Here is a 23,762-nt window from a genome sequence, read left to right on the forward strand (position 1 = left end):
TCGAGCGCGGCTGGCGTGCCCAAAACAAAGGGGCGGCCGAAGCCGCCCCTTTGCCTTATTTCAGTGAAACCACGCTTATTGCAGGCTGTCGCTCAGGATGCGCGGGGTCACGAAGATCAGCAGCTCCGCCTTGTCGCTTTCGCGCGAGGTGTTGCGGAACAGCACGCCCAGACCCGGGATATCGCCCAGACCCGGCACCTTGGTGGCGTTGTTCTGCTTGGTGATCTCGTAGATGCCGCCCAGTACCACCGTCTGACCGTTGTCGACCAGCACCGAGGTGTTGATCTCACGCGTGTCGATCTGCGGCACCTGGCCACTGCCCGGCACAGTGATGAAGTCCGCCAGCGCGTCCTTCTTCACGTTGATCATCAGGTAGACGCGGTTGTCGGAGGTGATGGTCGGGGTGACCTTCAGCTCAAGCACGGCGTCCTTGAACTGCACGGTCGCCGTGCCGCTGCCGGCCGCGCCGGTGGCGGTGTTCTGGTAGGTCACGTAGCCGATTTCCTGACCCTGGCGAATCACTGCTTCCTGCTGGTTGGCAGTGATGACGCGCGGGCTGGAGATCACTTCGCCACGGCCTTCGGTCTGTGCGGCCGAGAGTTCCAGGTCCAGGGCGTAGTTCTTGCCGAGGATGCCCAGGGCGAAGCTGCCGGCCTGCGTACTGGTCGGAAGGTTGACGTTGATGCCGCCGGCCGTGCCGTCGCCGTTGGACTGACCGCCGGTCGAAAGCGTCTGGCCGCTCGGATTCACCTTCTTGCCCTGCACGCCGAACTTGGCGCCGAGCTCGCGGGTGAAGTTGTCGGTGGCGATGACGATGCGCGACTCGATCAGCACCTGCTGCACCGGCTTGTCCAGCACGGCGATGAGTGCACGCAGCTCGCGGATCTTCTGCGGGTTGTCGTTGATCAGCAAGGTGTTCGTACGATCGTCGAACGAGACACTACCGCGGGAGGACAGGAAGCCCCGAGAAGCACCGCTGCTGTTGCCGCCGCCACCTGTACTCTGCTGTGTGCCCGTGGTCAGCAGCTTGGCAATGTCCTTGGCCTTGCCATAGCTGATCGGCACATAGTCGGTGACCAGCTCGGCGTTGTCCTCAGCCTTGATGCGGGCATCGGCGATGCTCTGCTCGTACTTGGCCAGTTCTTCCTGCGGCGCGATCCAGATCACGTTGCCGTTGCGGCGCTTGTCCAGGCTCTTGGCGCGCAGCACCACGTCGAGGGCCTGATCCCACGGCACGTTGACCAGGCGAAGCGTGACGCTGCCACCCACGGTGTCGGAAGCCACCAGGTTGAGACCGGAGATGTCAGCCAGCAGCTGCAGGGCCGAACGCACCGGAATGTCCTGGAAGTTGAAGGTCACCCGGTTGCCCGTATAGACCGGCTCCTGACCCTTGGCCAGCGCGGCATCGGCCTTCGGATCCTTCTTCTTGGGCGCCACTTCCACCACGTACTGGTTGCCACTCTGGTAGGCCGACGTATCGACCACACCCTTGGTGCTGATTTCCATATGCGCACCGCCACCACTGGACTTGGTGACGATCGACTGCACCGGCGTGGCGAAATCGAGCACGTCCAGGCGCTGGGCCAGGTTGGGCGGCAGGTTGGCGTGGCTGATATCCACGATCACCTTGTCGCCCTGATGCTTCATGTCGGCACTGGCGCCGGCGGCACTGAAGTCGATCAGGATGCGGCCTTCGCCATTGGGACCGCGGCGGAAGTCGATGTTGGACACCGCCGGGCCACTGGCCATCGACGGCAGCGCCTTGGACGGATCGATGTTCGATGCCGTGGTGGTGGTCTGCGCATCGGTACCGTTGTTCACCGTGAGCACGAGGCTGTTGCCCTCGACGCGGGAACGGTAGGTGGAGTCGCGCACCAGTTCGACCACGACGCGGGTGCGGCCGCCGGCGGAAACCGCCGAGACGCCGGTCGTTGCACCCTTGCCGATATCGAGATGGCGAGCCGCCGCGTTATCGGTATCGGGGAAATCGACCGCGATGCGCGGTGGATTGCCGGTGGTGAAGATCTTCGGTTCCGGCACCGGACCCTGGGCGAAGTTCAGATGCAGCTCGACACGGCCACCTGGCAGCGTGTCGTAGCTGATGTCCTTCAGGGTGCTGGTGGCCGCAGCCGCCGCGTTCGACCAGGCGGCGCCCAGCGTCAGCAGGCCCACAACCACATAACGGCTAGCCTGGCGCATGACACTGCCCCGAACGGTTTTGATTTGGTTGGTCATTGCATCAGCCCCTGTTTCTTATTTCTCGCTGAGCGCGATGCTGGCGGAACGTTCCATCCAGCCACCGTTGCCATTGGATACCAGTTCCACCAGGTCGATATGGTCATCGGCTACCGCGGTGACCCGACCATAGTTCTGGCCCATGTATTCGTTGCGATGGACACGGTGGATCACGCCACCGGGGTCCTTCACGAGCACTTCCGTTGCGGCACCTGTCCCCACGGTGCCGACCATCTTCAAGCTGTCCAGCGCAAACATTTCCAGCGGTTCCTTGGCGCGGTTTTCATCCGGCCGTGGCCCCGTGTTGGCGCTGCCCTGGAGTTCGGCCGTGCTCGGGCTGAACGGATCACGCTTGTCCTGGTCGTTGTACTGGAAGGTCTCGAACGTCTTGATGACGGGCAGCGGCGGGATCGGCGCGCCCTTCTTCTGCTTTTCCTGGGCGACCCACTGGTGGAGATCGTCCTGCCCGCTACAACCGGCGAGCGTGAGGACGACACCCAATACCAGCACGGCTTTGCCCATGGAGGCAGGCTTGATGGCAGCGAACTTGCTCATTTCTGCCCTCCCGTGTTCGCGGCCGGCTTGCCGTGCGTCGACTTGGCGTTGGCTGCCTTGGCGGACGCGCTTTCGTCTTCGTCCAGATAGCGATAGGTCTTCACGGTGCCCTGCAGTACCAGCAACCCGTTGGCGGCACCCTTGGCGCCTGGATTCTTGGGCGTGAGCGACACGTCGTGCATGGTCAGGATCACCACGCGCGGCAGCGAAGCCACGCCGCTGATGAAGGTGCCGAACTGGTGGTAGGTGCCCACCATGCGCAACTGGATCGGCTTTTCCGCGTAGAAGTCTTTCGGCGACTCCGGACCGGGCTGGAACAGCTCGGTTTCCAGGCCGGCCGACAGCGCCGTCTGCGAAACGTCGATCAGCAACTCGGGCATCTCGGTCTTGCTGGGCAGCTGGCGCAGCAACTGGCGCAGCATGTCCTGCATCTCGTCGAGCTGCTGCTGGAGAGCCTCGAGATTGACCGCCTTGGCCTGCTTGTCGGAGAACTCTTTCTTGAGCTGGTCTTCCTTGGCAACGGCCGCCTGCAACTGGTCCTGCTGGTCGCTGACGAAGAAGTACCAGCCGCCCAGCACGATGAGGGCGAGCAGCAAACCGGTAAAGAACATCTTGACCGACTTGGGCCAGCCGCCGATGTTGTTGCGGTCCAGGCTCTGCAGATCATTGAGGAACTTCATTACTTGGCTCCTCCGTTGGCTGCAGGGGTCGCGGCGGCAGGGGCGGCGGCCGGCGTAGCCGGGGCTGCCACGGTCGCGGCCTTGGCAGGCTGCGCGTCATGGGCCGCGGCCGGCTGAGCCGTGGAGCTGGCGGAGGCCGGTGCATGACCTTCGCTGGAACCATCGCCGTTGTCGTCACCCTTGGGCCGGCTCAACGCCACATCCAACCCGAACGCGTACGGCAGACGGCTGTCGCCATGCGTGTTCTCGGTCTTGCGCAGATCGGCATGACCCATCCACTGCGAGGTCTCGATGTTGCGCATGTACTCGGCCACGCTGGCGTTGGATTGCGCCACGCCATCCAGCGTCATCGAATCACCGGTCTGCTTGAGACCGTTGAGGCGGGCGCTGGCCGGGATCGTCTTCACCAGCTCGTCGAACAGATGGACCATCTGCGACCGGTTGGCCTGCAGCTGCTCGATGATTTGCTTGCGCGCGAGCAGGCTTTCGCGGACTTTTTCAAGGTCCTTGATCTTGGTGATGCGCTCGTCGAGCTGCTTGATCTCGCCCTGCAGATAGGCGTTGCGGTCGTTCTGGCTGCTGATGCGGCCATCCATCCAGCCGTACCACACCAGCACGGCGAGCACCGCTGCCACGGCAGCCGCGCCCAACTGCATGAAGAACTCGCGCTCGCGCTGCTTGCGGCGCTCGGTGCGCCACGGAAGTAGGTTGATGTGTGCCATCAGTCAAAGCTCCTCAGCGCGAGGCCGACCGCGATCATCAATGCGGGGGCGTCCTGTGCCAGCGACTGGGCCTGCACGCGAGGCGACAGCGACATGCGCGCCAGCGGGTTGGCCACCACGCACGGCACGCCAAGCTGGTCTTCGAGCATCGGACCGATGCCTTCGATGGATGCGCAACCGCCAGCAAGCACGACCTGGTCGACCTTGCTGTATTCGCTGCCGGCGAAGAAGAACTGGAGCAGGCGGCTGATCTGCTGCACCAGCGATTCCTTGAACGGCTCCAGCGCCTCGCTCTCATAAGAGTCGGGCAGGCCGCCCTTGCGCTTGGCGCGACCGGCTTCCTCGTAGGAGAGGCCGTAGCGGCGCATGATTTCGTCGGTGAGCTGCTTGCCGCCGAACACCTGCTCACGCGAGTAGATGGTGCGCTGATTGCGCAGCACCGACAGCGTGGTCATGGTGGCGCCGATGTCGACCACGGCGACCAGCGCGTCGCGACCGACGTTCAACTGGTCGGCCACCATCGCAAACGCGTTTTCCATGGCGAACGCTTCGACGTCGATCACCTTGGCGGACAAGCCACCCAGATCGAGCGCGGCCACGCGCATGTCCACATTCTCGGTACGCGAGGCGGCCAGCAGGATGTTGTTCATTTCGGGGTTGTCGCGCACCGGACCGAGGATCTCGTAGTCCAGGCTGACTTCCTCGATCGGATACGGGATGTACTGGTTGGCCTCGACCTGGATCTGGCCTTCCAGATCATCCTCGGACAATTCGCTCGGCATCGGGATCACGCGCGTGATGACGGCGGAGCCGGCCACCGCCGCGGACGCGTGCTTGAGCTTGGAACCCGAACGCGCCAGCGCACGCCGAATCGCCTCGCCCACGGCCTCGACCTCGACAATATTCTTTTCAACTACAGCGTTGGGGGGCAGTGGCTCGACCGCGTAATGCTCCACGCGATAGCGACCGCCGGCCTGGCTGAGTTGCAGCAACTTGACGGCCGTCGAACTGATGTCGACGCCGACAAGTGGCGGCTTCTTGGGTGTAAAGAGCCCCACGATGTTCCCCCTTGCCCCTGTGCGTCCAGACTCAGATTGGTCTGATGCGCATCGGCATTTAATCCAAAAATTAACGTATTGGCAACGGCCTACGAGCTTTTTCTCGACTCATTCGCGTGACGGCATCCACAGGTTGGGCGACTGGGCCACTGGCCTGCTTCTTGCTGTGACGGGCTCGGTTCATGCCGTGGATACTGCTACATCTATACTCTGACTTGTTTTGACTCACGTCTCGCAAACACCCAAATCATGCAAATTCTTAAGCGGTTGCTGCGCTGGATCCTCGTCCTGGCTTTTACAGGTTTGCTGCTGGGTGTCGCGGCGGTTGGCGTGGCCTACTGGCTTATTTCCCCCCGGCTCCCCTCCGTGGCGGTCCTTAAGGACTACCACATGCAGGTGCCGCTTAGGGTGCTTTCGGCAGATGGCAAGCTGATTGCGAGCTTCGGCGAGACCCGCCGCATCCCCGTGGCGATGGGCCAGGTGCCCGACCGGCTCAAGCACGCCGTGCTCGCCGCCGAGGACGCCAGCTTCTACCAGCACCCCGGCGTGGACTGGCACGGCATCGCCCGCGCCAGCTGGCATGTGGTGGCTTCGGGTGGCGACAAGGGCTCGGGCGGCTCCACCATCACCCAGCAGGTGGCGCGCAACTTCTTTCTGAGCCCGGAAAAGCTCTATTCGCGCAAACTGACCGAGATCTTCATCGCCCTGCGCATGGAGAGCGAGCTGACCAAGGACCAGATCCTGGAGCTCTATCTCAACAAGATGTTCCTGGGCCACCGCTCCTACGGTGTGGCCGCCGCGGCCTCCTATTACTACGGCAAGACCCTGGACCAGCTCACCGTGGCCGAATGCGCCACCCTGGCCTCGACTTTCCAGCTGCCTTCGCTGGTGAACCCGCTCAACAGCCCCAAGCGCATGCTGGCGCGCCGCAACTGGGTGCTCGGCCAGATGCTGGAGAACCGCTTCATCTCCAAGGCCGAGTACGACCAGTCCATCGCCGAGCCGATCAACGCTTCGCCGCATGAGCCGGCCATTGAGGTGGATGCGCCGTATCTGGCCGAAATGGTGCGCCTGCAGGTGCTCGACCGCCTGGGCAACGACGCCCTCACCGAAGGCTATGTGGTCAAGACCACGGTCGACAGCAAGCGCCAGCAGGCCGCGGTGGATGCCATGCGCTCGGGCCTGGTCGAGTATGACCACCGCCACGGCTGGCGCGGCCCGGAGGCCCACCAGGAGCTGGCTGCCGATGCGGGCACGGATGAACTGGAACGCGCCCTGGCCGGCTATACCGACATATCCGGCATGCAGCCAGGCATCGTGACCCAGGTATCGGCCACCGCGGCCAGCGTTTACCTCGCCAGCCGCGACGAGGTGCAGCTGAACCTGGAAGCCATGAGCTGGGCCCGCCCGCGCATCGACGATACCCGCGTGGGTGCCACGCCCAAGAGCGTCTCCACCGTGCTCAAGCGCGGCGACATCATCCGTGTGGCGCGCGATGACAAGGGCCAGTGGCTGCTTACCCAGATCCCGGCGGCACAGGGTGCGCTGGTCTCGCTCAATCCCGAGGACGGCTCGCTGCAGGCCCTGGTCGGTGGCTTCAACTTCCTGCGCAGCAAGTTCAACCGCGCCGTGATGGCCGCACGCCAGCCGGGTTCGAGCTTCAAGCCCTTTATCTACTCGGCGGCCTTCGAGCGCGGCTTCACGCCGGCCTCCATCGTCAACGATGCACCGCTCGCCCTGCCCGACCCCTCGCGCCCTGGCGGCCTGTGGACGCCGTCCAACGACGACGACAAGTTCGATGGCCCGATCCGCCTGCGCGAGGCCCTGGTGCAATCCAAGAACCTGGTCTCGGTGCGACTGCTCGACGCTATCGGCGTGCGTTTCGCCCGCGATTACGCCACCCGCTTCGGCTTTGCGCTCGATTCGCTGCCCAGCAACCTGTCGATGGCGCTGGGCACGGCCTCGGTGTCGCCGATGAGCATGGCCCGTGGCTACGCCGTGTTTGCCAATGGCGGCTATCTGGTCACCCCGTACTTCGTCAGCGAGATCGATGACCGCGACGGCAAGCCGGTCTATCAGGCCAATCCGGCCCGCGCCTGCCGCACCTGCGCCGAACGCCTGCTCGATACCCGCCCGCCCGGCCCGCCGCCGGCCAATACGGGGGCCGCACCAGGAAATTCAGTGGCCGCTGCCGCCAGTGCGCCGACAACTTCCGGCAGCGTAGCCGGCGTCGGCGATGCCGTACTCCCGGCCGACGCCCATGGCGACGGCGCCCACCCGCCGGTGCTGGCGCCCCAGGTCATTGAGGTGCGCAACGACTACCTGGTCACTTCGCTGATGCAGGACGTGGTCAAGCGCGGTACCGGTGCGGCAGCCGCCGCGCTCGGCCGCACCGACCTGGCCGGCAAGACCGGCTCGACCAATGATCACCGCGATGCCTGGTTTGTCGGCTTCAACGGCGACCTGGTGACCTCGGTCTGGGTGGGCTTCGACGACTTCGGCTCGCTCGGCAAGGGCGAGTTCGGCGCCAAGGCGGCCCTGCCGATCTGGATGAGCTATACCGGCGCGGTGCTGAAGGACCAGCCGGCCTCCATCTTGCCGTTGCCGCCCGGTATCACTACGGTACAGATAGACCGCCAAAGCGGCCTGCCCGCCGGCGCGGACGACCCGAACATCATGTCGGAGATCTTCAAGGTCGAAGACGTGGATCGACTGCGTAACCAGGCCAACCAGCAGCAGGAGGACCAGGATCAGCAGCACGCCTACGACATCTTCTAATCGTCGGCAGCGCCGGTTCCGTCACCAGACCGTGCTGCCGCTGGCGTCCGCAACGACGGGCGCCAGATTGCCGGGGGAATGAGGCATGGCACGAGGTCAGCACCATCGCATCCACGCGCAGGATCGCCTGCAGCGCAATCGTCTTCGCGTCGCCCAGGAAGCGGCGCGCTTGATGAGCGAGCACGGCATCCGCGATTTCCATCACGCCAAGGTCAAGGCCGCCGAGCGGCTGGGCATCCTGGACGCGCAGGCCTTGCCGCGCAACAACGAAATCGAAGACGCACTGAGGGAACACCAGCGCATCTTCCACGCCGAATCCCAGCCCCAGTTGCTGCAGGAACGACGCGAGGCCGCCGTGGAAGCCATGCGCTTCCTTGACCGCTTCGATCCACGGCTGGTCGGCGCCGTGCTCGAAGGCACGGCGGATGCCCACTCGGCTGTCTGCCTGCATGTCTTCAGTGACACTGCCGAAAGCGTGGTGTTGTTCCTGCAGGAACGCGGCGTACCAATCACCCAGCAGACGCGCCGCCTGCGCACCACGCGTGACGAGCAGGAGGAATATCCCGTACTGCTGTTTGCCGCCGACGGCCTGCCCTTTGACATCACCGTGCTGCCGCGCGATGCGCTGAAGCAGGCGCCGCTGGATCGCATCGATGAGAAGCCGATGCGAAGGGCGTCGCTGGCTGCCGTCGAGGAGTTGCTGGCTACAGCCGACAACGACGATGAGTTTGAGAGGATGTTGTCGTCAGCGCTTCGTTGACAGGCCTGTCGCGCACAGGGTGCGCTCCCACAGGGATGAGGGCTGTTGTGGGAGCGCACCCTGTGCGCGACACAATCTTGCCGATACCCACAAAAAAAGCCCCGGAAAACCGGGGCTTTTTTCATTCAATGACCGAGCGAATCAACGCTTGTCGCTAGCCACGTAGTTACGCACGTCAGCACCCGTATAGATCTGGCGCGGACGACCAATACGCGATCCCGGCGTTTCATGCTGCTCGATCCAGTGCGAGATCCAGCCCGAGGTGCGGGCGATGGCAAACATCACCGTGAACATCTCGGTCGGGATACCCAGGGCCTTGTAGATGATGCCCGAGTAGAAGTCGACGTTCGGGTAGAGCTTGCGCTCGACGAAGTAGTCGTCCTTCAGCGCGGCTTCTTCCAGCTTCATGGCCACGTCGAGCAGCGGGTCGTTGACGCCCAGCTCGTTGAGCACCTTGTGGCACATCTCGCGGATGATCTTCGCGCGCGGATCGAAGTTCTTGTAGACGCGATGGCCGAAGCCCATCAGGCGGAAGTTGTCGTTCTTGTCCTTGGCGCGCTTGACGGCGGTCTCGACCTTGTCGGCGGTGCCGATCTCTTCGAGCATCTTGAGCACAGCTTCGTTCGCGCCACCATGGGCCGGACCCCACAGCGCGGTGATGCCGGCTGCGATGGAGGCGTACGGGTTGGCACCGGTGGAACCGACCAGACGCACGGTCGAGGTGGAGGCGTTCTGCTCGTGATCGGCGTGCAGGATGAACAACAGGTCCAGCGCCTTGGCGGCGACCGGGCTCATCTCCAGCGGCTCGCTCGGCACTTCGAACATCATGTGCAGGAAGCGGTCGACGTACTCGAGGTTGTTGCGCGGATAGCGGAACGGCCAGCCGATCGAGTAACGGTAGCAGGCAGCGGCGATCGTCGGCATCTTGGCGATCAGACGGATCGCAGCGAGCTTGCGGTCATCGGGATTATCCACGTCGATATCGTCGTGGTAGAAGGCCGACAGCGAAGCCACCGAAGCGGCCAGCATGGCCATCGGATGCGCGTCGTGATGGAAACCCTTGAAGAAGTCCTTCAGCGACTCGTGCATCATCGTGTGGTGCGTGATGTCGTGCTCGAACTTGGAGAACTGATCCTTGTTCGGCAGCTCGCCATTGAGCAGCAGGTAGGAGGTCTCGAGGAAATTCGACTTCTCGGCCAGCTGCTCGATGGGGTAGCCGCGATACAACAGCACGCCTTCGTCGCCGTCGATATAGGTGATGGCGCTCTTGGTGCTGGCGGTGCTGCCGTAACCCGGGTCGTAAGTGAAATGTCCCGTGTCCTTGTACAGCGTTCCGATGTCGATGCATGCGGGACCTAACGTGCCGCTGAGCAGGGGCAGTTCACTGCTGCGGTTGGTCGACTCATCCACCAACTTGACGATCTTGGAATCGGACACGGAAAACCTCCTTCACGCTTATGTCGTCGCCGACGTGTCGCGCGAAGGCGATGGCCGACGAGGTAGGGTTGATGTCGCGTGGGGGGATGGCTGCGACACCTCGCCGCCGATTATCGCATATCGTCCCGCCAACATGCCCTAGCGGATGGTCGGATGGGCGGACGCAAAAACGCACGGGGCGAGCATCAGCTCGCCCCGTGCGTTTCAGCTTGCGTACGCTGCGTGGCCGCAGCGTGACAGCAGAGACTTCGCGCGATTACTTCTGCGCGTAGCGACGACGGAACTTGTCGACGCGGCCGCCGGTGTCCAGCGACTTCTGCTTGCCGGTGTAGAACGGATGGGAATGGCTCGAGATATCCACCTTGACCAGCGGGTACTCGTTGCCGTCTTCCCACTTGACGGTGTCCTTCGAGGAAATCGTCGAACGCGTCAGGAACGCGAAATCGGACGACAGGTCCTGAAACACCACCTGGCGATAATTGGGATGGATATCGGGCTTCATGACTGACTCAAAGCGGTGGGTGAAAAGAGCGGCATTTTAACCATGGGTCGCCCCCATTGGCAAGTCGCTCAGGGACTTGGACCGGCGGAGCCCTCGATTATAGCCGTTCAGGCGCCCAGCGCCCGCCGCACCATGGCGCCGAACCGGGCCTGATCGACCTCCATCACGATGCGCGCATTGGCCGGCCGGCCCAGCCTGGCGGTCCAGTCCACCACGGTGGCGCCACGGGTCAGGCGGCCATCCATTTCGACGGCGACGTGGCGCTCTTCGGCTCGCGTCACCATGGCCGGATCGATCGCCACCGCCATCGCCAGCGCGTCCGCCGCGATCACGCCGCGACGGCCGCGCTTGGCATTGAACGTACGCGCCGTGCCGAACACCTGCTCGAAGAAGGTCGCGCGCTGGTCGCCTGCAGCGATCCAGCCATTGAATTCCTCGTCATCGAAGGCATGGCGCAGCACCACTTCCCAGTCGACCAGGTCGAACATCGGGAAGGCCTCGAACACCACGTGCGCTGCCTCGGGATCGAAACCGATATTGAATTCGGCGGGAATTTTGCCGGTGTTGCCCAGCCCGGTGACCGCGCCACCCATGATCACCAGGCGCTTCACCCGCTGCGGCAAGGTGGGGTCGAGACGCACGGCCAGCGCGAGATTGGTCAGCGGCCCGAGAGCCACCAGGGTCAGCTCGGGATGTTCGCGGGTAAGACGAATCAGTGCATGCGCGGCGTGCTCATCGGCAGCCACGCTGCGCGGCTCCGGAAAGCCGACGTCGCCAAGGCCGTCGGTGCCATGCACGTGCACGGCGTCTTCTTCCGGCATGCGCACCAGCGGCGTCGGACAACCCGGGAACACCGGCGTCGGCTTGGCCACCAGATCCACCAGCGTGCGCGCATTGCGCACCGTATGCGCGAGGCCGACATTGCCCGCTGCAATGGTCAGTCCGAGTACGTCGGCATGCGCATGCGCCATCAGGATGGCGAGCGCATCGTCTACGCCCGGGTCGGTGTCGATCAACAGTTGCAGCTGGGTCATGGGGAACTCGCGTTAGGGAGCGAACCGATTAGCTTAGGCGTTCTACGGACGCGCGCAAGCGTCAATCGGCAGCGCAATTTATTGTGGGAGCGCACCCTGTGCGCGACTCGTCCTGCGAGGTGCCGGCGAAAGGCTGTCGCGCACAGGGTGCGCTCCCACAGGGAGAGTGCTCCTCGCTAGGCATGTGCGTAACGGGCGGCAGCGCCGATCCAGCGCGCGATCAGCCCTTCGGCCTGCTGCGGATGATGCGCCAACAGCACCGCACCCACCTCCTGCACGGCCGGCAGCAGATGCGCATCGCGCGAGAGATCGGCGATGCGGAAACTCAGCTGGCCCGTCTGCCGCGTGCCCAGCACTTCGCCGGGGCCGCGCAATTCCAGGTCTTTCTCCGCGATGCGAAAACCGTCATTCGTGTCACGCATGACCTGCAGGCGTTCGCGCGCCAGCTGGCCAAGCGGTGGCTGATACAGCAGCACGCAGTTCGAAGCGATCGCCCCTCGCCCCACTCGCCCGCGCAACTGGTGCAACTGGGACAGCCCGAGTCGTTCACTGTTTTCGATCACCATCAGACTGGCGTTGGGCACATCCACACCCACTTCGATCACGGTAGTGGAGACCAACACCGAAAGTTCGCCTGCCTTGAAGGCATCCATCACAGCCTGCTTTTCCTTGGGCTTCATGCGCCCGTGGATAAGGCCAATGCGGCAATCGGACAACGCCGATGACAACTCCGCGTGCGCCACTTCGGCAGCCTGCGCGCGCAGCTGTTCGGATTCTTCGATCAGGGTACACACCCAGTACGCCTGGCGCCCTTCGAGACAGGCCGCGTGAATGCGTTCGATCACATCGAAGCGGCGCGCGTTGGAAATCGCGATGGTCTGGACGGGCGTGCGGCCCGGCGGCAGCTCGTCGATCGCCGATACATCGAGATCCGCGTACGCGCTCATGGCCAGCGTGCGTGGAATCGGCGTGGCGGTCAGCACCAATTGATGAGGCACCAGGCCGCTCTCATGGTCTGCGCCCTTGTCGCGCAAGGACAAGCGCTGCTGCACGCCAAAGCGATGCTGTTCATCCACGATCACCAACCCAAGCTGCGAGAAGGACACACCCTCTTGCATCAGGGCGTGTGTGCCGATCACGACATGAGCACCCGATGCCACCCGCTGCAAAGCCTGTTGGCGCGCCTTGCCCGTCACCTTGCCGGCAAGCCATGCCACTTCGATGCCCAGCGGCGTCAGCCAATGGCGGAAGTGCTGCAGATGCTGCTCGGCAAGCAGTTCCGTGGGGGCCATCAAGGCCACTTGCTGGCCCGACTCCACCGCAGCCAGAGCAGCGAGTGCGGCTACGATGGTTTTCCCGCTGCCGACGTCGCCCTGCACCAGCCGCAACATCGGGCTGCCCTGGGCGATGTCCTTGGCAATCTCCTGGCTCACACGTTGCTGCGCGCCAGTGAGTCCGAACGGCAGACTGGCCAGCAACCGTTCGCGCAGCTCCCCCGTACCGGGCAGGCGCGGCGCATGGCGCCGACGCACCGCCGCTCGCATGCGCTTGAGGCTGAGGTGCTGGGTGAGCAATTCTTCGAACGCCAATCTTTGCTGCGCGGGATGACGACCGGTAGTCAGCTGGCCGAGATGGGCATCCGGCGGCGGACGATGCACATAGAGCAGCGCTTCGCGCAGCGAGGTCAAGCCGTGGGCGACGCAGAGCTCGGTGGGTATCAGCTCCAGCTGCGCATCCTGCGGCAGCAGCGCCAGCGCCTTGGCGATCACGCCGGCGAGCCGCTTCTGCCCCAACCCTTCGGTCGTCGGATACACCGGCGTCAGCAATTCATCGACGACCGCAGGCTCGTCGCCGCTCAGTCGCTGGTACTGCGGATGCACCATCTCCAGCCCGAGCGCCGCCTGCCGCACTTCGCCGTAGCACAACAGGCGCGTGCCGGGTTTGAGCTGTTCGGACTGGCTGCGATTGAAATGGAAGAAGCGCAACACCAGGGTCTGCTGCGAGCCGTCGGTAATGGCTACCTTCAACTGTGGCCGATAGCGAAACCCGCGTTCGACTGCCTCGACCACGCCCTCGACCTGTGCGCGCTCGCCGGGACGCAGATCAGCGATGGGAGTGAGGTGGGTACGGTCCTCGTAACGCAGGGGCAAGTGGAACCACAGGTCCTGCACGCGCTCCAGACCAAGACGCGCCAGCGTTTCCGCCAACGCCGGGCCGACACCAGGCAACGCCGATACCGGCGTGGCGCCGGGGTCGGAAAGTATCGTGGCGGCATTGGCGCGACTGGGCGGCATCGACGAAGCCTAACCGAGCCCACCCTCGCGCTGCAGCCGGCCGCACGCGGCCACCTGTCAGCGCGGGGCGTGCGGTTCGATCAGTCGAGCACCATGATGGCGTCTACTTCGATGTCCGCCAGCTTCGGCAGCGCAGACACTTCGATGGTCGAGCGCGCCGGGAACGGTGCCTGGAAATACTCGGACATGATCTCGTTGACGGTGGCGAAGTGACCCAGGTTGGTCACGTAGATGCCAACGCGCACGATCTCTTCCAGCGAGCCACCAGCAGCCTCTGCGACCGCCTTGAGGTTGACGAACACCTGGCGCGCCTGCAGGGCGATATCGCCTTCCACCATCTGACCGGTGGCCGGATCGAGCGGAATCTGGCCCGAGAAATACACCGTATTGCCGGTGCGCACAGCCTGCGAGTACGGACCAATGGCGGCAGGCGCCTTGTCGGTGGTGATGATGCTGCGGGACATGGTTGGTTCTCCGAACAGGGAATCGGGGATGGAAGCTGTGCGCCTCACGGACTGGGGATCATAGCCAGACATCGAGCAGGCTAAAAGAAGCGGACACGCCCGAGCGCCGCCCTGTTCACCACTGACTATTTGCGATTCACCGCTCTCAAAGCGGATAACGGTAGGCGCCGCTCACCACGCCGGTACGGCGCACGCGGCGGATCACTTCGGCCAGATGCTTGCGGTTCTTCACTTCGAGGGCGAACAACAGCGTGGCCGCGGCCGCGTCGCGCTCCACGTATTCCACGTTCTCGATGTTCGAGTTTGCGGCCGCGATGGCCGCCGCCACGGTGGCGAGCACGCCCGGGCGGTTGATGACTTCGATACGCAGTTCGGCGCGGTAATCGCCCTGCACATCGCGATCCCACTCGATCGCCACGCAGCGCTCGGGCGACTTGCGCAGTTCCACCACGTTGGGACATTCCACGCGATGGACCACGATGCCCTTGCCCGACGAGAGATAGCCGATGATCTCGTCGCCCGGCAGCGGGTGACAGCAATTGCTGAAGCTGAGCACGCCGCGCTCGGCACCGGTGATGCGGATCTTCTCCATCACATGCGGCGACTGCTGCACATCGGAGGATTTCTTGCCGCGCGCCGCCACCAGCTGGCTGGCCACCAGATGCGGGATGCGATTGCCCAGCGCGATGTCCGACAGCAATTCTTCCAGACGCTTGAGCTTGGAGGTTTCCAGGAAACGATCCAGCACGGCGGGCGGAATCGCATCAAGGCTGGTGCCCAGTGCATCGAGTGCGCGATCGAGCATGCGATGGCCGAAGTCGACGGCATCTTCATGCTGCAGATGTTTGAGGTATTGGCGGATCGCCGTACGCGCCTTGCCGGTCACTACCGATTCCAGCCAGGCCGGATTGGGCAGCGCGGACGGCGCCGTAATGATTTCCACCAGCTGGCCCGATTCCAGGCGCGTGCGCAGCGGCACGAGCTTTTTATCCACGCGCGCAGCCACGGCGTGGTCGCCCACGTCGGTGTGCACGGCATAGGCAAAATCGAGCGCAGTGGCATTGCGCGGCAGCGCGAGAATGTCGCCGCGCGGCGTGAACAGATAGACCTCGTCCGGGAACAGGTCGATCTTGACGTTCTCGATGAACTCGGACGACGAAACGGTGTTGGCCTGGCTGTCCGCCAGCGACGACAGCCATTCGCGGGCGCGCGCCTGCGCGCTATTGGCCGGACCCGAATCGGTCTTGTACGCCCAGTGGGCCGCCACACCGCGCTCGGCTACCGAGTCCATCTCCGCCGTGCGGACCTGCACTTCGATCGGCGCGCCGAACGGCCCCAGCAGCACGGTGTGCAGCGACTGGTAGCCGTTGGCCTTGGGAATGGCGATGAAGTCCTTGAAGCGCCGGTCCACCGGCTTGTACAGCCCGTGCACGGCGCCCAGCGCCATGTAGCAGCTCATGGCCGAGTCGACCACCACGCGGAAGCCGTAGACGTCCATCAGCTGCGCGAAGCTCTTGTGCTCGTTGCGCATCTTCGAATAGATGCTCCACGGCGACTTGATGCGGCCCACCACCTTGGCGGTGATGTGTTCGGCGCTCAGGCGCGTGGACAACGCAGCTTCGATCTTGCCCATCGCTTCGCGGCGATTGCCCAGCGCGGCGCGGATGCGCTCGCTGATCACGCGGTAGCGATCGGGGTAAAGCGCGCGGAAGCCCAGGTCCTGCAGCTCCGCCTTGAACTTGTTCATGCCCAGGCGCTGCGCGATGGGCGCGTAGATTTCCAGCGTTTCGCGGGCGATGCGGCGACGCGACGGCGCATCTTTGGCGCCCAGCGTGCGCATATTATGCAGGCGGTCGGACAGCTTGATCAGGATCACGCGCAGGTCGCGCGCCATCGCCAGCAGCATCTTGCGGAAGCTTTCCGCATCGGCCTCCTGGCGGCTGGAAAAGCTCATCTTGTCCAGCTTGGTGACGCCATCGACGAGTTCGGCGACGGTCTCGCCAAATTCGCCGGCGAGCTCGGTGCGGCTCAGCGAGGTGTCTTCCAGCGTGTCGTGCAGGATCGCCGCGATGATGGTCTCGGCGTCCATGCCCAGCTCGGCCAGGATGCCGGCCACCGCCACGGGATGGGTGATATAGGGCTCACCGCTCTTGCGGGCCTGCCCTTCGTGCGCCACGGCGCCCACTTCGTAGGCGCGCACCACACGGGCCACCTGCGATTCGGGCAGGTAGGCCACGCGCTCTTTCAGAGCCAACACGTACGGCGGCAGCGTCGACGTATCCAAGGTGGAGTCCGTGACGGCCGGCATGGTTGTTCGGTCCCCGCTCAGGCGACCGCCTCGCTTCGTTTAAGGGAAGCGAGGGTGGCGACATGAAGCCCGCAGCGCAAAGCGCCGGACGAGCCGGCGCCGGGGCGTTGCTGGCTACAGCCGCCCTCCATCAGTCATCTCCACCCTTGGAGAGATCGTCGTCCACTTCGGCCGCAGCCCACTCGAGCGCTTCACGCTCGGCGCGCTCGCGCTCGGACTTGTCGATCTCGTCGATCGTGGCCTGGTCAATGCGACGGTCGGCAATTTCGCGCAGGGCGAGCACCGTCGGCTTATCGTGGTCGGGATGCACTGCCGGTTCGGCACCCTTGGAGAGCTGGCGGGCGCGCTTGGTCGCCATCAGCACCAGTTCGAAGCGGTTGTCGACTACCTGCAGGCAGTCTTCGACGGTAATGCGGGCCATCTGAAATCCTCAGAAAATAAAACGACTTATCACCTGTCAGTGTAGCCAGCGGCGGCTTTGCTGGCAATGCAGCAAGGCTCTATGATGCGGGGTTCACACCGCCTGCAGCCTGGCGCCCTGACACTAAAGGGGGCCTGTACATAATAAAAAACCCAACAGTACAATATTGTACTCCCTCCGGCCCTCCAGGACTGTCGCCTCCATGCCGTCCGCCTTCCGTTCTCTCGCCATGCGCAGCCTGCCCCTGGTCGCCGTGGCCCTGCTTGCTGGTTGCAGCATCGCCAAGCCTCGTACCGATGATCCGTACGAGCACATGAACCGCAAGGTTTACGCCTTCAACAACGACCTGGACAAGGCGATCATCCGCCCGGTCGCCGTGGGTTACCGCAAGGTGACCAACCCGACCATCCGTCGCTGCATGGCCGATTTCTTCACCAATATCCGCATGCCGATCACCGTGGCCAACGACCTGCTGCAGGCACGTCCGAAGCAGGCGCTGCAGGGCAGCGGCCGCTTCCTGGTGAACCTGACCCTGGGCATCGGCGGCTTCTTCGATCCGGCCAGCCAGCTTGGCATTCCGCTGGACGATACCGACTTTGGCGTGACGCTCGCCCGCTGGGGCGTGCCCGATGGCCCGTATCTGATGCTGCCCTTCTTCGGGCCGACCACGGCGCGCGACTTCTGGCAGGTGCCGGTCGACGGCTACTTCTTCGACCCCATCAGCTATTTCTCGCGCAACAACCACTACGAGTTCGGCCAGCAGTACCTGCCCGAGCTGATGTACCTGGTGACCATCCGCTCCAGCGCCATCGATGCGGAGAGTTTCCTCAACTCCGCCTACGATCCGTATGCCTTTATCCGCGACGCCTATCGCCAGCAGCGCATCTACAAGATCTACTACGGCAACCCGCCTGAAGAGGTGATCGAGCAGCTGCAGGGCCTGCACGACAAGAGTTTCGACCCGGACGAGCTGCTCGACGAGCAGCAGAAGTGGGAAAAGAAGCAGCCGCAGGCCTCACAGAGTCAGCAGCCGGCAGCGAAGAAGGACTGAAGCGTCCTTCTCCAGCCAAAGAGAAGGGGCCGCGAGGCCCCTTTTTTTGTCCCCGGCCCAGCGTCGAGTGACGCTCAGGCCATGAGACCTTCGACCTCACACACGCTGGCCAGCAGGTGCATGCCCTCGGGCATATGGCTCACCTTGAGCTTGCGCCCGCGCTCGGCCGACTGCGCCAGCACCGCCAGCACGCAGGCCAGGCCGGCGCTGTCGCTGCGTGTGACGCCGGACAGATCCAGCTCCGAGCGGCCGTCGCGCGCCACCGCCGTATCAATCGCCCTGAGCGCCGCCGCCGCCGTACTGAAAGTCAGCTCACCGGACACGCGTACGCTCCCCGGTGAGCCTTCATCGATGCGCACGGGTGCGCCAGCCACGCTCAAGACTTGGAGCCCGGCTGCTGCGCCTTGTCGGCCTGCTCCATTTCCTTGAGCGCCTGGTCACCCTGGGTTTCCAGGTTGCTGATCAGCTTGTCGATGCCGACCTTGCGGATTTCGGCGTCGACCTGGTTGCGATAGTTGGTGATGTACGAAATGCCTTCGATGATCACGTCGTAGGCCTTCCAGTTGCCGTTCTTGTCCTTGCGGAAGGCGTAGTCCACGGCGACGGTCTTGCCGTCATCCAGCACCACCTGGCTGCGCACGATGGTGCGCTTGTCGCTCATGTCGCCGGTGAACGGCAGCACCTTGACGCGGCCGCGGGTGTAATCGAGCAGGCCTTCGGCATAACGATGGGTGATGGAGTTGTAGAACGCCTTGGCGAAGCGCGAGCGCTGGTCCGGCGTGGCCTCGCGGGCATGCTGGCCGAGCACCAGGATCGAGGCGTAGTCGATGTCGAAATGCGGCAGGAACGCATCGTCGATCACGCTGATCAGCTTTTCGCGATTGGTCTTGAGTTCCTTCTGGTGGCCGTCGATCGCCTTGGCCAGATCGTCGGAGACCGCCTGCACCACCTGCACCGGCGTCTGCTGGTCGGCGGCGCCCTGCGTCGCATCCTGGGCAAAGACAGGCGCGGCGATCACGGTGCCAAAGGCGATGGCGGTGGCAATGGCCAGACTGCGCAACATGGGGAAACTCCTGAAAGATGTCTCGTTGGAATATCGGTGCGCGATGGGCCGATTCAATGCTTGTCGCCGTCAGACTTGCCGCCGTCGGCAGGCTTGCCGGAGGACGAGCCACTGACCAGGAACTTCCCGATCAGGTCTTCGATCTGCATGGCCGACTGGGTCAGCACCATCTCATCGCCGTTCTTGAGCGCGTCCGGCGAGCCGCCGGGCTGGATCGCAACGTACTGGGTGCCGATCAAACCACTGGTGAACACCGCGGCGGCCGAATCGTCCGGGATCTGGTTGTAGCGCTTGTCGATCGCCAGGGTGACCAGGGCGTCGAGCTTGACCGGGTCGGCATTGATCGACTGGACGCTGCCGATGGCCACACCGGCCATCTTCACCGGCGCACCCACCGAGAGCGCACCCACGTTGGTGAAGCGGGCCTTGACCACGTAGCTGCCGCCCAGGTTGTCCGCCACGCCGCCGGCGCCGAAGAACTTGCCCAGCATCTCCTCCAGCTGCTGCGCCGGACGGGTGAGCGCCAGCTCGCCGCCGTCGGCCAGGGTCTTCTTGGAGCTGCCATAGCGCAGGCCGACGTACTGGTCGCCCAGCAGGCCGCTGGTGAAGATGGTGGCGACCGAATCGTCCGGAATCTGGTTGTAGCGCTGGTCGATCGCCAGCTTCACATCGGCCGTTTCCTTGCCCGGATCGAGCACAATCGATTGCACCTGGCCGACGCGCACGCCCGCCACCTTCACCGGCGCACGCTCCTTGAGCTGGCCGATGTTGGCGAAGTGCGCCTCGACGGTGTAACTGGGGCCGCGGCTGGAGTTGGCCACCGAGGTGGTCTGCGTGGCGAGATAGCCGAGCGCGGCAAAGCCGAGCACGATAAACAGGCCGGTGCCGACGGCATACGATTGTCTCTGGCTCACGGCACGATCCTCATGGAATAGGGGTTGGATACGGTCAGGTCGGCGCTCATCGGCTCACTCACATCAGGAACGCGGTGAGCACGAAATCGAGCGCCAGGATGGCGATGGACGAAGCGACCACGGTACGGGTGGTGGCATAGGCCACGCCTTCGCTGGTCGGCGGCGTGGTATAGCCCTGGAATACGGCGATCAGCGACACCACGATGCCGAATACGACGCTTTTCCAGATCACGCCGTTGACGACGTCTTTCACCACCTCGACGGTGGCGGTCATGTTCGACCAGAAGGTGCCGTTGTCGATGCCCAGCCAGCTCACGCCCACCAGGTGCCCGCCAAAGATGCCCAGCGCGCAGAACACGCAGGCCAGCAGCGGCATGGCGATCACGCCGGCGAGGAAGCGCGGCACGGCCACATAGGCAATCGGATCGACCGCCATCATTTCCATCGCGGCGATCTGGTCGGTGGCGCGCATCAGGCCGATCTCGGCGGTCACCGACGTGCCTGCGCGACCGGCGAACAGCAGCGCCGTCACCACGGGACCGAGCTCGCGATAAATGGCGATGGCCACTACCGTGCCGGTGGCCGAGGTGCCGCCGAAGATCGACAGCACGTCGTACAGCTGCAAGCCCAGCACCATGCCCACGAACAGGCCGCAGACCATGATGATGATCAGGCTCATCGCGCCGACGAACCACAGCTGGCGGATCGTCTCGCGGTAGTGGCGCATGCTGCGCGGTATCGCTGCGATCATGCGCAGCAGGAACAGTCCGCAATCGCCGATCTGCGACAGCGAACGCACTACGATGTTTTCGGAGCCCGTTGCGATCATGCGTTCTTCCCTGGAAAACCGAGCGATACGCCCAGGTCGCCGGCCGGATACTGGAATGGCACCGGGCCGTCCGCGTCGCCGCCGAAGAACTGGCGCGTCCACGGCGACCCGTCGTTGGCAATCGTCCTGGGATCGCCCTGCGCCACCACCTTGCCGTTGGCGATCAGGTAAATGTGATCGGCCACCTGCTTGATCGCTTCGAGCTCATGCGCCACCAGCACACTGGTGATGCCCAAAGTCTCATTGAGCGTGCGGATCAGCTTGAGCACCTGGTTCAAGGCAATCGGATCGAGACCGACAAACGGTTCGTCGTACAGAATCAGCATCGGATCGAACACGATCGCGCGCGCCAGCGCCACGCGCCGCGCCATGCCGCCGGACAGCTCCGTCGGCATCAGCCCCGCTGCACCGCGCAGACCCACTGCCTGCAGCTTGGTGAGCACGATGTTGCGGATCAGCACCTCCGGCAATTCGGTGTGCTGGCGCAGCGGGAACGCCACGTTCTCGAACACGTCGAAATCGGTGAGCAAGGCGGAATTCTGGAACAGGTAACCAATGCGCTCGCGTAGCTCGAATAGCTTTTCGCGCGACATCGTCGCCACGTTGTTGCCGTCCACCAGCACTTGCCCCGCATCGCCGCGCATCTGCCCGGTGATGTGCTTGAGCAGGGTGGTCTTGCCGGTGCCGCTGGGCCCCATGATGGCGGTGATCTTGCCGCGCGGAATATCGATATCCAGCGCATCGAACACCTTCTTGCCATTGAGCACCGTGGTCAGGCCACGGACGCGCACCAGGGTGCTGTCCTCGGGCTTGGCGCTAATGGAGTCGGTCATGGGCAATGAGGGGCCTGGGTAAAGGCGACAAGTTAGCTGAATAGGGCCGTGAAGGCCATGTACGAATCGTCGTAGCGGTCAGTAATGGCTAACGGAACAAGACCTTGGCACGGATCTAGAGTTCCACTCCACCCTGCGGAAGCAAACCTTGTGGGAGCGCACCCTGTGCGCGACAGGCGCCACCGACCAGCGGGGAACACCATGGCCCCGCAGTCGCGCACAGGGTGCGCTCCCACAGTGGGGTGGGGGCTGACCTCAGGCCAGCAATTCCTGGATCAACGTCTCATGCCGCTTCAGCTGCAACGCCGAGCGCAGGCGCGTGGCCCGCACGATGCCCTGCAAATCGTCCAGCGCCGCATCGAAATTGTCGTTGACGATGATGTAATCGAATTCATGCGCGTGGGCGATTTCCTCGCGCGAATTGTGCAACCGGCGCGCAATCACTTCCGCGCTGTCCGACCCGCGGCCGCGCAGGCGGCGCTCCAGCTCGGGGCGCGAGGGCGGCAGGATGAACACGCTCACGCAATCGGGCTTGCTCTGGCGGATCTGCCGCGCGCCCTGCCAGTCGATTTCCAGCAAGACATCGCAGCCCGTCGCCAGCAGCGTATCCACCGTCGTGCGCGAGGTGCCGTAAAGATTGCCGTGCACTTCGGCGTGCTCGAGGAAGATGCCGTCGGCCACCTCCTGCTCGAACACCTCGCGTTCCACGAAGTAATAGTGGCGGCCGTACTGCTCACCCGGACGCGGCGGACGCGTGGTGTGCGATATGGACAGCGAAATCGACGGCTCACGCTCCAGCAGCGCGTTGACCAGGGTGGATTTGCCCGCGCCCGAGGGCGCAGCCACCACGAACAGGGTGCACTGGGTGTCTTGCGCGTGAGGCGTGGTCGCGTTCATTCGATGTTCTGCACCTGTTCGCGCATCTGCTCGATCAGCACCTTCAGGTCCACTGCAGCATTGGTGCTGCGCACGTCCACCGCCTTTGAGCCCAGCGTGTTCGCTTCGCGGTTGAATTCCTGCATGAGGAAATCCAGGCGGCGACCGACCGGCTCCCTGGTGCCCAGCACGCGGCGGGTTTCGACGATGTGGGTGGTCAGGCGATCGAGTTCTTCATCGACGTCGCTGCGGGTGATCTGCAGCACCAGTTCCTGTTCCAGGCGACCCGGGTCGGCCGGCTGCTTGAGATCGGCCAGGCGCGATTCCAGGCGGGCACGCAGGCCTTCGCGGATCTGCGGCATGAAGCTGCGCACGTCGGCCACGATGCGTTCGATGGCGTCCAGGCGCTCGGTCAGCAGCTCGGCCAGCTTGGCACCTTCGCGCTCGCGGGTGGCGGTGAGCGCTTCGAGCGCCCGATCCAGCACGTCCAGCAGCGAGGCCTGCAGAACCTCTGGGTCCACCTCGGACTGTTGCAGCACGCCCGGGAAGCGCAGCAGCTCGGTGAATTCGATATTCATGCGCGGAAAGCGCGCTTCCAGGTCCATCGCCAGCTCGGACAGCCGCGCCAGCGCGGTGGCGTTGACCTGCATGGATTCGGCACGGGCCTCGCCGCGCAGGCGCACGGTGACGTCCACCTTGCCGCGCGACAGCTTGGCGGCGATGCGCTCGCGCAAGGCCGACTCGAACACGCGCAATTCGTCGGGAAGGCGCGGGCTCAGCTCCAGATAGCGGTGGTTGACCGTGCGCAACTCACAGCTGAGCGTGCCAGCGGGGCCGGTCGTCTCAGCGGAGGCATAAGCCGTCATGCTGCGGGTCATTTGAGCGCCTGCGGATATCAGTAAAGGCCGCAATGGTAAACTTTCCCGCCCTGCCTTGCCCAATGGCCTC

The 23,762-nt window shown here is 64.2% G+C and carries 22 protein-coding genes; 3 read left to right on the top strand and 19 right to left on the bottom strand.

Annotated elements, in window-relative coordinates; all coding sequences use genetic code 11:
- Positions 1-75 precede the first annotated feature (75 nt).
- Genes AC1DE1_RS12680 through AC1DE1_RS12700 form a run of 5 tightly spaced genes read right to left on the bottom strand, consistent with a single transcriptional unit; the run spans position 76 to position 5,250 of the window.
- A complete protein-coding gene (locus AC1DE1_RS12680; RefSeq protein WP_477175038.1) occupies positions 76-2,199 on the bottom strand; it encodes a type IV pilus secretin PilQ in 2,124 nt (707 codons plus the stop codon).
- Between the two features lie 54 nt (positions 2,200-2,253).
- The gene (locus tag AC1DE1_RS12685; RefSeq protein WP_441604492.1) at positions 2,254-2,790 is read right to left on the bottom strand and encodes a pilus assembly protein PilP; all 537 of its coding nucleotides are present in this window, start codon (positions 2,788-2,790) and stop codon (positions 2,254-2,256) included.
- A complete protein-coding gene (locus tag AC1DE1_RS12690) occupies positions 2,787-3,470 on the bottom strand; it encodes a type IV pilus inner membrane component PilO (RefSeq protein WP_477175039.1) in 684 nt (227 codons plus the stop codon). Before AC1DE1_RS12690 ends, AC1DE1_RS12685 begins: the two co-directional genes overlap by 4 nt.
- Positions 3,470-4,192 carry a PilN domain-containing protein gene (locus AC1DE1_RS12695; RefSeq protein ID WP_441604494.1) on the bottom strand — a complete coding sequence of 241 codons (723 nt, stop codon included), beginning with the start codon at positions 4,190-4,192 and terminating at the stop codon, positions 3,470-3,472. The genes AC1DE1_RS12690 and AC1DE1_RS12695 overlap by 1 nt, the downstream gene beginning before the upstream one ends.
- Positions 4,192-5,250: a pilus assembly protein PilM gene (locus AC1DE1_RS12700; protein WP_046972148.1), complete on the bottom strand. Its 1,059-nt coding sequence runs from the start codon at positions 5,248-5,250 to the stop codon at positions 4,192-4,194. Before AC1DE1_RS12700 ends, AC1DE1_RS12695 begins: the two co-directional genes overlap by 1 nt.
- A gap of 249 nt (positions 5,251-5,499) precedes the next feature.
- Between AC1DE1_RS12700 and AC1DE1_RS12705 the strand changes: the two genes are divergently transcribed.
- Together AC1DE1_RS12705 and AC1DE1_RS12710 are read left to right on the top strand one after the other, a co-directional pair.
- Positions 5,500-8,028, top strand: a complete 2,529-nt coding sequence (locus AC1DE1_RS12705; protein WP_477175040.1) for a penicillin-binding protein 1A — start codon at positions 5,500-5,502, stop codon at positions 8,026-8,028.
- Positions 8,029-8,113: 85 nt separating this feature from the next.
- Complete coding sequence (locus AC1DE1_RS12710; protein WP_477175041.1) at positions 8,114-8,788, top strand: hypothetical protein; 675 nt, start codon at positions 8,114-8,116, stop codon at positions 8,786-8,788.
- 141 nt (positions 8,789-8,929) lie between these two features.
- Here the strand turns inward: AC1DE1_RS12710 and AC1DE1_RS12715 are convergent, their stop codons facing one another.
- From AC1DE1_RS12715 to rpoZ, 7 genes are all read right to left on the bottom strand, one after another.
- Positions 8,930-10,225, bottom strand: a complete 1,296-nt coding sequence (locus tag AC1DE1_RS12715) for a citrate synthase (protein ID WP_441604497.1) — start codon at positions 10,223-10,225, stop codon at positions 8,930-8,932.
- A 256-nt stretch (positions 10,226-10,481) separates the two neighbouring features.
- The gene (locus AC1DE1_RS12720; RefSeq protein WP_046972144.1) at positions 10,482-10,727 is read right to left on the bottom strand and encodes a type B 50S ribosomal protein L31; all 246 of its coding nucleotides are present in this window, start codon (positions 10,725-10,727) and stop codon (positions 10,482-10,484) included.
- 107 nt (positions 10,728-10,834) lie between these two features.
- Positions 10,835-11,761, bottom strand: a complete 927-nt coding sequence (locus tag AC1DE1_RS12725; protein ID WP_477175042.1) for a nucleoside hydrolase — start codon at positions 11,759-11,761, stop codon at positions 10,835-10,837.
- A 176-nt stretch (positions 11,762-11,937) separates the two neighbouring features.
- The gene (gene recG / locus AC1DE1_RS12730) at positions 11,938-14,055 is read right to left on the bottom strand and encodes an ATP-dependent DNA helicase RecG (protein ID WP_441604499.1); all 2,118 of its coding nucleotides are present in this window, start codon (positions 14,053-14,055) and stop codon (positions 11,938-11,940) included.
- A gap of 80 nt (positions 14,056-14,135) precedes the next feature.
- Positions 14,136-14,519 carry a RidA family protein gene (locus AC1DE1_RS12735; protein WP_477175043.1) on the bottom strand — a complete coding sequence of 128 codons (384 nt, stop codon included), beginning with the start codon at positions 14,517-14,519 and terminating at the stop codon, positions 14,136-14,138.
- 145 nt (positions 14,520-14,664) lie between these two features.
- On the bottom strand, positions 14,665-16,827 hold the full coding sequence (locus AC1DE1_RS12740) for a RelA/SpoT family protein (protein ID WP_477178493.1): 2,163 nt from the start codon (positions 16,825-16,827) through the stop codon (positions 14,665-14,667).
- Positions 16,828-16,957: 130 nt separating this feature from the next.
- Positions 16,958-17,248: a DNA-directed RNA polymerase subunit omega gene (rpoZ, locus tag AC1DE1_RS12745; protein ID WP_046972139.1), complete on the bottom strand. Its 291-nt coding sequence runs from the start codon at positions 17,246-17,248 to the stop codon at positions 16,958-16,960.
- Between the two features lie 202 nt (positions 17,249-17,450).
- Here rpoZ and AC1DE1_RS12750 point away from each other — a divergent pair, with 202 nt between their 5' ends.
- Entirely contained in the window at positions 17,451-18,299 is an 849-nt protein-coding gene (locus AC1DE1_RS12750; protein WP_477175044.1) for an MlaA family lipoprotein, read from the top strand.
- 74 nt (positions 18,300-18,373) lie between these two features.
- On the opposite strand, the gene AC1DE1_RS12755 is transcribed toward AC1DE1_RS12750, so the two are convergent.
- The 7 genes from AC1DE1_RS12755 to AC1DE1_RS12785 form a co-directional block, all read right to left on the bottom strand.
- Positions 18,374-18,622: an STAS domain-containing protein gene (locus AC1DE1_RS12755; RefSeq protein WP_441604503.1), complete on the bottom strand. Its 249-nt coding sequence runs from the start codon at positions 18,620-18,622 to the stop codon at positions 18,374-18,376.
- A gap of 53 nt (positions 18,623-18,675) precedes the next feature.
- Positions 18,676-19,362 (bottom strand): MlaC/ttg2D family ABC transporter substrate-binding protein, encoded by a 687-nt coding sequence (locus AC1DE1_RS12760; protein WP_441604504.1) that lies wholly within the window; start codon positions 19,360-19,362, stop codon positions 18,676-18,678.
- 53 nt (positions 19,363-19,415) lie between these two features.
- A complete protein-coding gene (gene mlaD / locus AC1DE1_RS12765) occupies positions 19,416-20,276 on the bottom strand; it encodes an outer membrane lipid asymmetry maintenance protein MlaD (RefSeq protein WP_441604505.1) in 861 nt (286 codons plus the stop codon).
- 58 nt (positions 20,277-20,334) lie between these two features.
- Positions 20,335-21,105: a lipid asymmetry maintenance ABC transporter permease subunit MlaE gene (mlaE, locus tag AC1DE1_RS12770; protein ID WP_441604506.1), complete on the bottom strand. Its 771-nt coding sequence runs from the start codon at positions 21,103-21,105 to the stop codon at positions 20,335-20,337.
- The gene (locus AC1DE1_RS12775; protein WP_477175045.1) at positions 21,102-21,938 is read right to left on the bottom strand and encodes an ABC transporter ATP-binding protein; all 837 of its coding nucleotides are present in this window, start codon (positions 21,936-21,938) and stop codon (positions 21,102-21,104) included. The genes mlaE and AC1DE1_RS12775 overlap by 4 nt, the downstream gene beginning before the upstream one ends.
- Before the next feature lie 255 nt (positions 21,939-22,193).
- Positions 22,194-22,835, bottom strand: a complete 642-nt coding sequence (gmk, locus tag AC1DE1_RS12780; RefSeq protein WP_441604508.1) for a guanylate kinase — start codon at positions 22,833-22,835, stop codon at positions 22,194-22,196.
- Positions 22,832-23,692, bottom strand: a complete 861-nt coding sequence (locus AC1DE1_RS12785) for a YicC/YloC family endoribonuclease (protein ID WP_441604509.1) — start codon at positions 23,690-23,692, stop codon at positions 22,832-22,834. Before AC1DE1_RS12785 ends, gmk begins: the two co-directional genes overlap by 4 nt.
- Positions 23,693-23,762 lie beyond the last annotated feature (70 nt).

This window comes from Dyella sp. 05T440 (assembly GCF_056395965.1).

Bases quoted from the DNA above. Each gene is read 5' to 3' on its own strand.
- AC1DE1_RS12710 (WP_477175041.1), top strand. From the start codon at position 8,114: ATGGCACGAGGTCAGCACCATCGCATCCACGCGCAGGATCGCCTGCAG.
- AC1DE1_RS12705 (WP_477175040.1), top strand. From the start codon at position 5,500: ATGCAAATTCTTAAGCGGTTGCTGCGCTGGATCCTCGTCCTGGCTTTT.
- AC1DE1_RS12740 (WP_477178493.1), bottom strand. From the start codon at position 16,827: ATGCCGGCCGTCACGGACTCCACCTTGGATACGTCGACGCTGCCGCCG.
- AC1DE1_RS12785 (WP_441604509.1), bottom strand. From the start codon at position 23,692: ATGACCCGCAGCATGACGGCTTATGCCTCCGCTGAGACGACCGGCCCC.
- AC1DE1_RS12735 (WP_477175043.1), bottom strand. From the start codon at position 14,519: ATGTCCCGCAGCATCATCACCACCGACAAGGCGCCTGCCGCCATTGGT.
- rpoZ (WP_046972139.1), bottom strand. From the start codon at position 17,248: ATGGCCCGCATTACCGTCGAAGACTGCCTGCAGGTAGTCGACAACCGC.
- AC1DE1_RS12750 (WP_477175044.1), top strand. From the start codon at position 17,451: ATGCCGTCCGCCTTCCGTTCTCTCGCCATGCGCAGCCTGCCCCTGGTC.
- recG (WP_441604499.1), bottom strand. From the start codon at position 14,055: ATGCCGCCCAGTCGCGCCAATGCCGCCACGATACTTTCCGACCCCGGC.
- mlaE (WP_441604506.1), bottom strand. From the start codon at position 21,105: ATGATCGCAACGGGCTCCGAAAACATCGTAGTGCGTTCGCTGTCGCAG.
- AC1DE1_RS12685 (WP_441604492.1), bottom strand. From the start codon at position 2,790: ATGAGCAAGTTCGCTGCCATCAAGCCTGCCTCCATGGGCAAAGCCGTG.
- gmk (WP_441604508.1), bottom strand. From the start codon at position 22,835: ATGAACGCGACCACGCCTCACGCGCAAGACACCCAGTGCACCCTGTTC.
- AC1DE1_RS12725 (WP_477175042.1), bottom strand. From the start codon at position 11,761: ATGACCCAGCTGCAACTGTTGATCGACACCGACCCGGGCGTAGACGAT.
- AC1DE1_RS12680 (WP_477175038.1), bottom strand. From the start codon at position 2,199: ATGCGCCAGGCTAGCCGTTATGTGGTTGTGGGCCTGCTGACGCTGGGC.
- AC1DE1_RS12775 (WP_477175045.1), bottom strand. From the start codon at position 21,938: ATGACCGACTCCATTAGCGCCAAGCCCGAGGACAGCACCCTGGTGCGC.
- AC1DE1_RS12760 (WP_441604504.1), bottom strand. From the start codon at position 19,362: ATGTTGCGCAGTCTGGCCATTGCCACCGCCATCGCCTTTGGCACCGTG.
- AC1DE1_RS12720 (WP_046972144.1), bottom strand. From the start codon at position 10,727: ATGAAGCCCGATATCCATCCCAATTATCGCCAGGTGGTGTTTCAGGAC.
- AC1DE1_RS12695 (WP_441604494.1), bottom strand. From the start codon at position 4,192: ATGGCACACATCAACCTACTTCCGTGGCGCACCGAGCGCCGCAAGCAG.
- AC1DE1_RS12690 (WP_477175039.1), bottom strand. From the start codon at position 3,470: ATGAAGTTCCTCAATGATCTGCAGAGCCTGGACCGCAACAACATCGGC.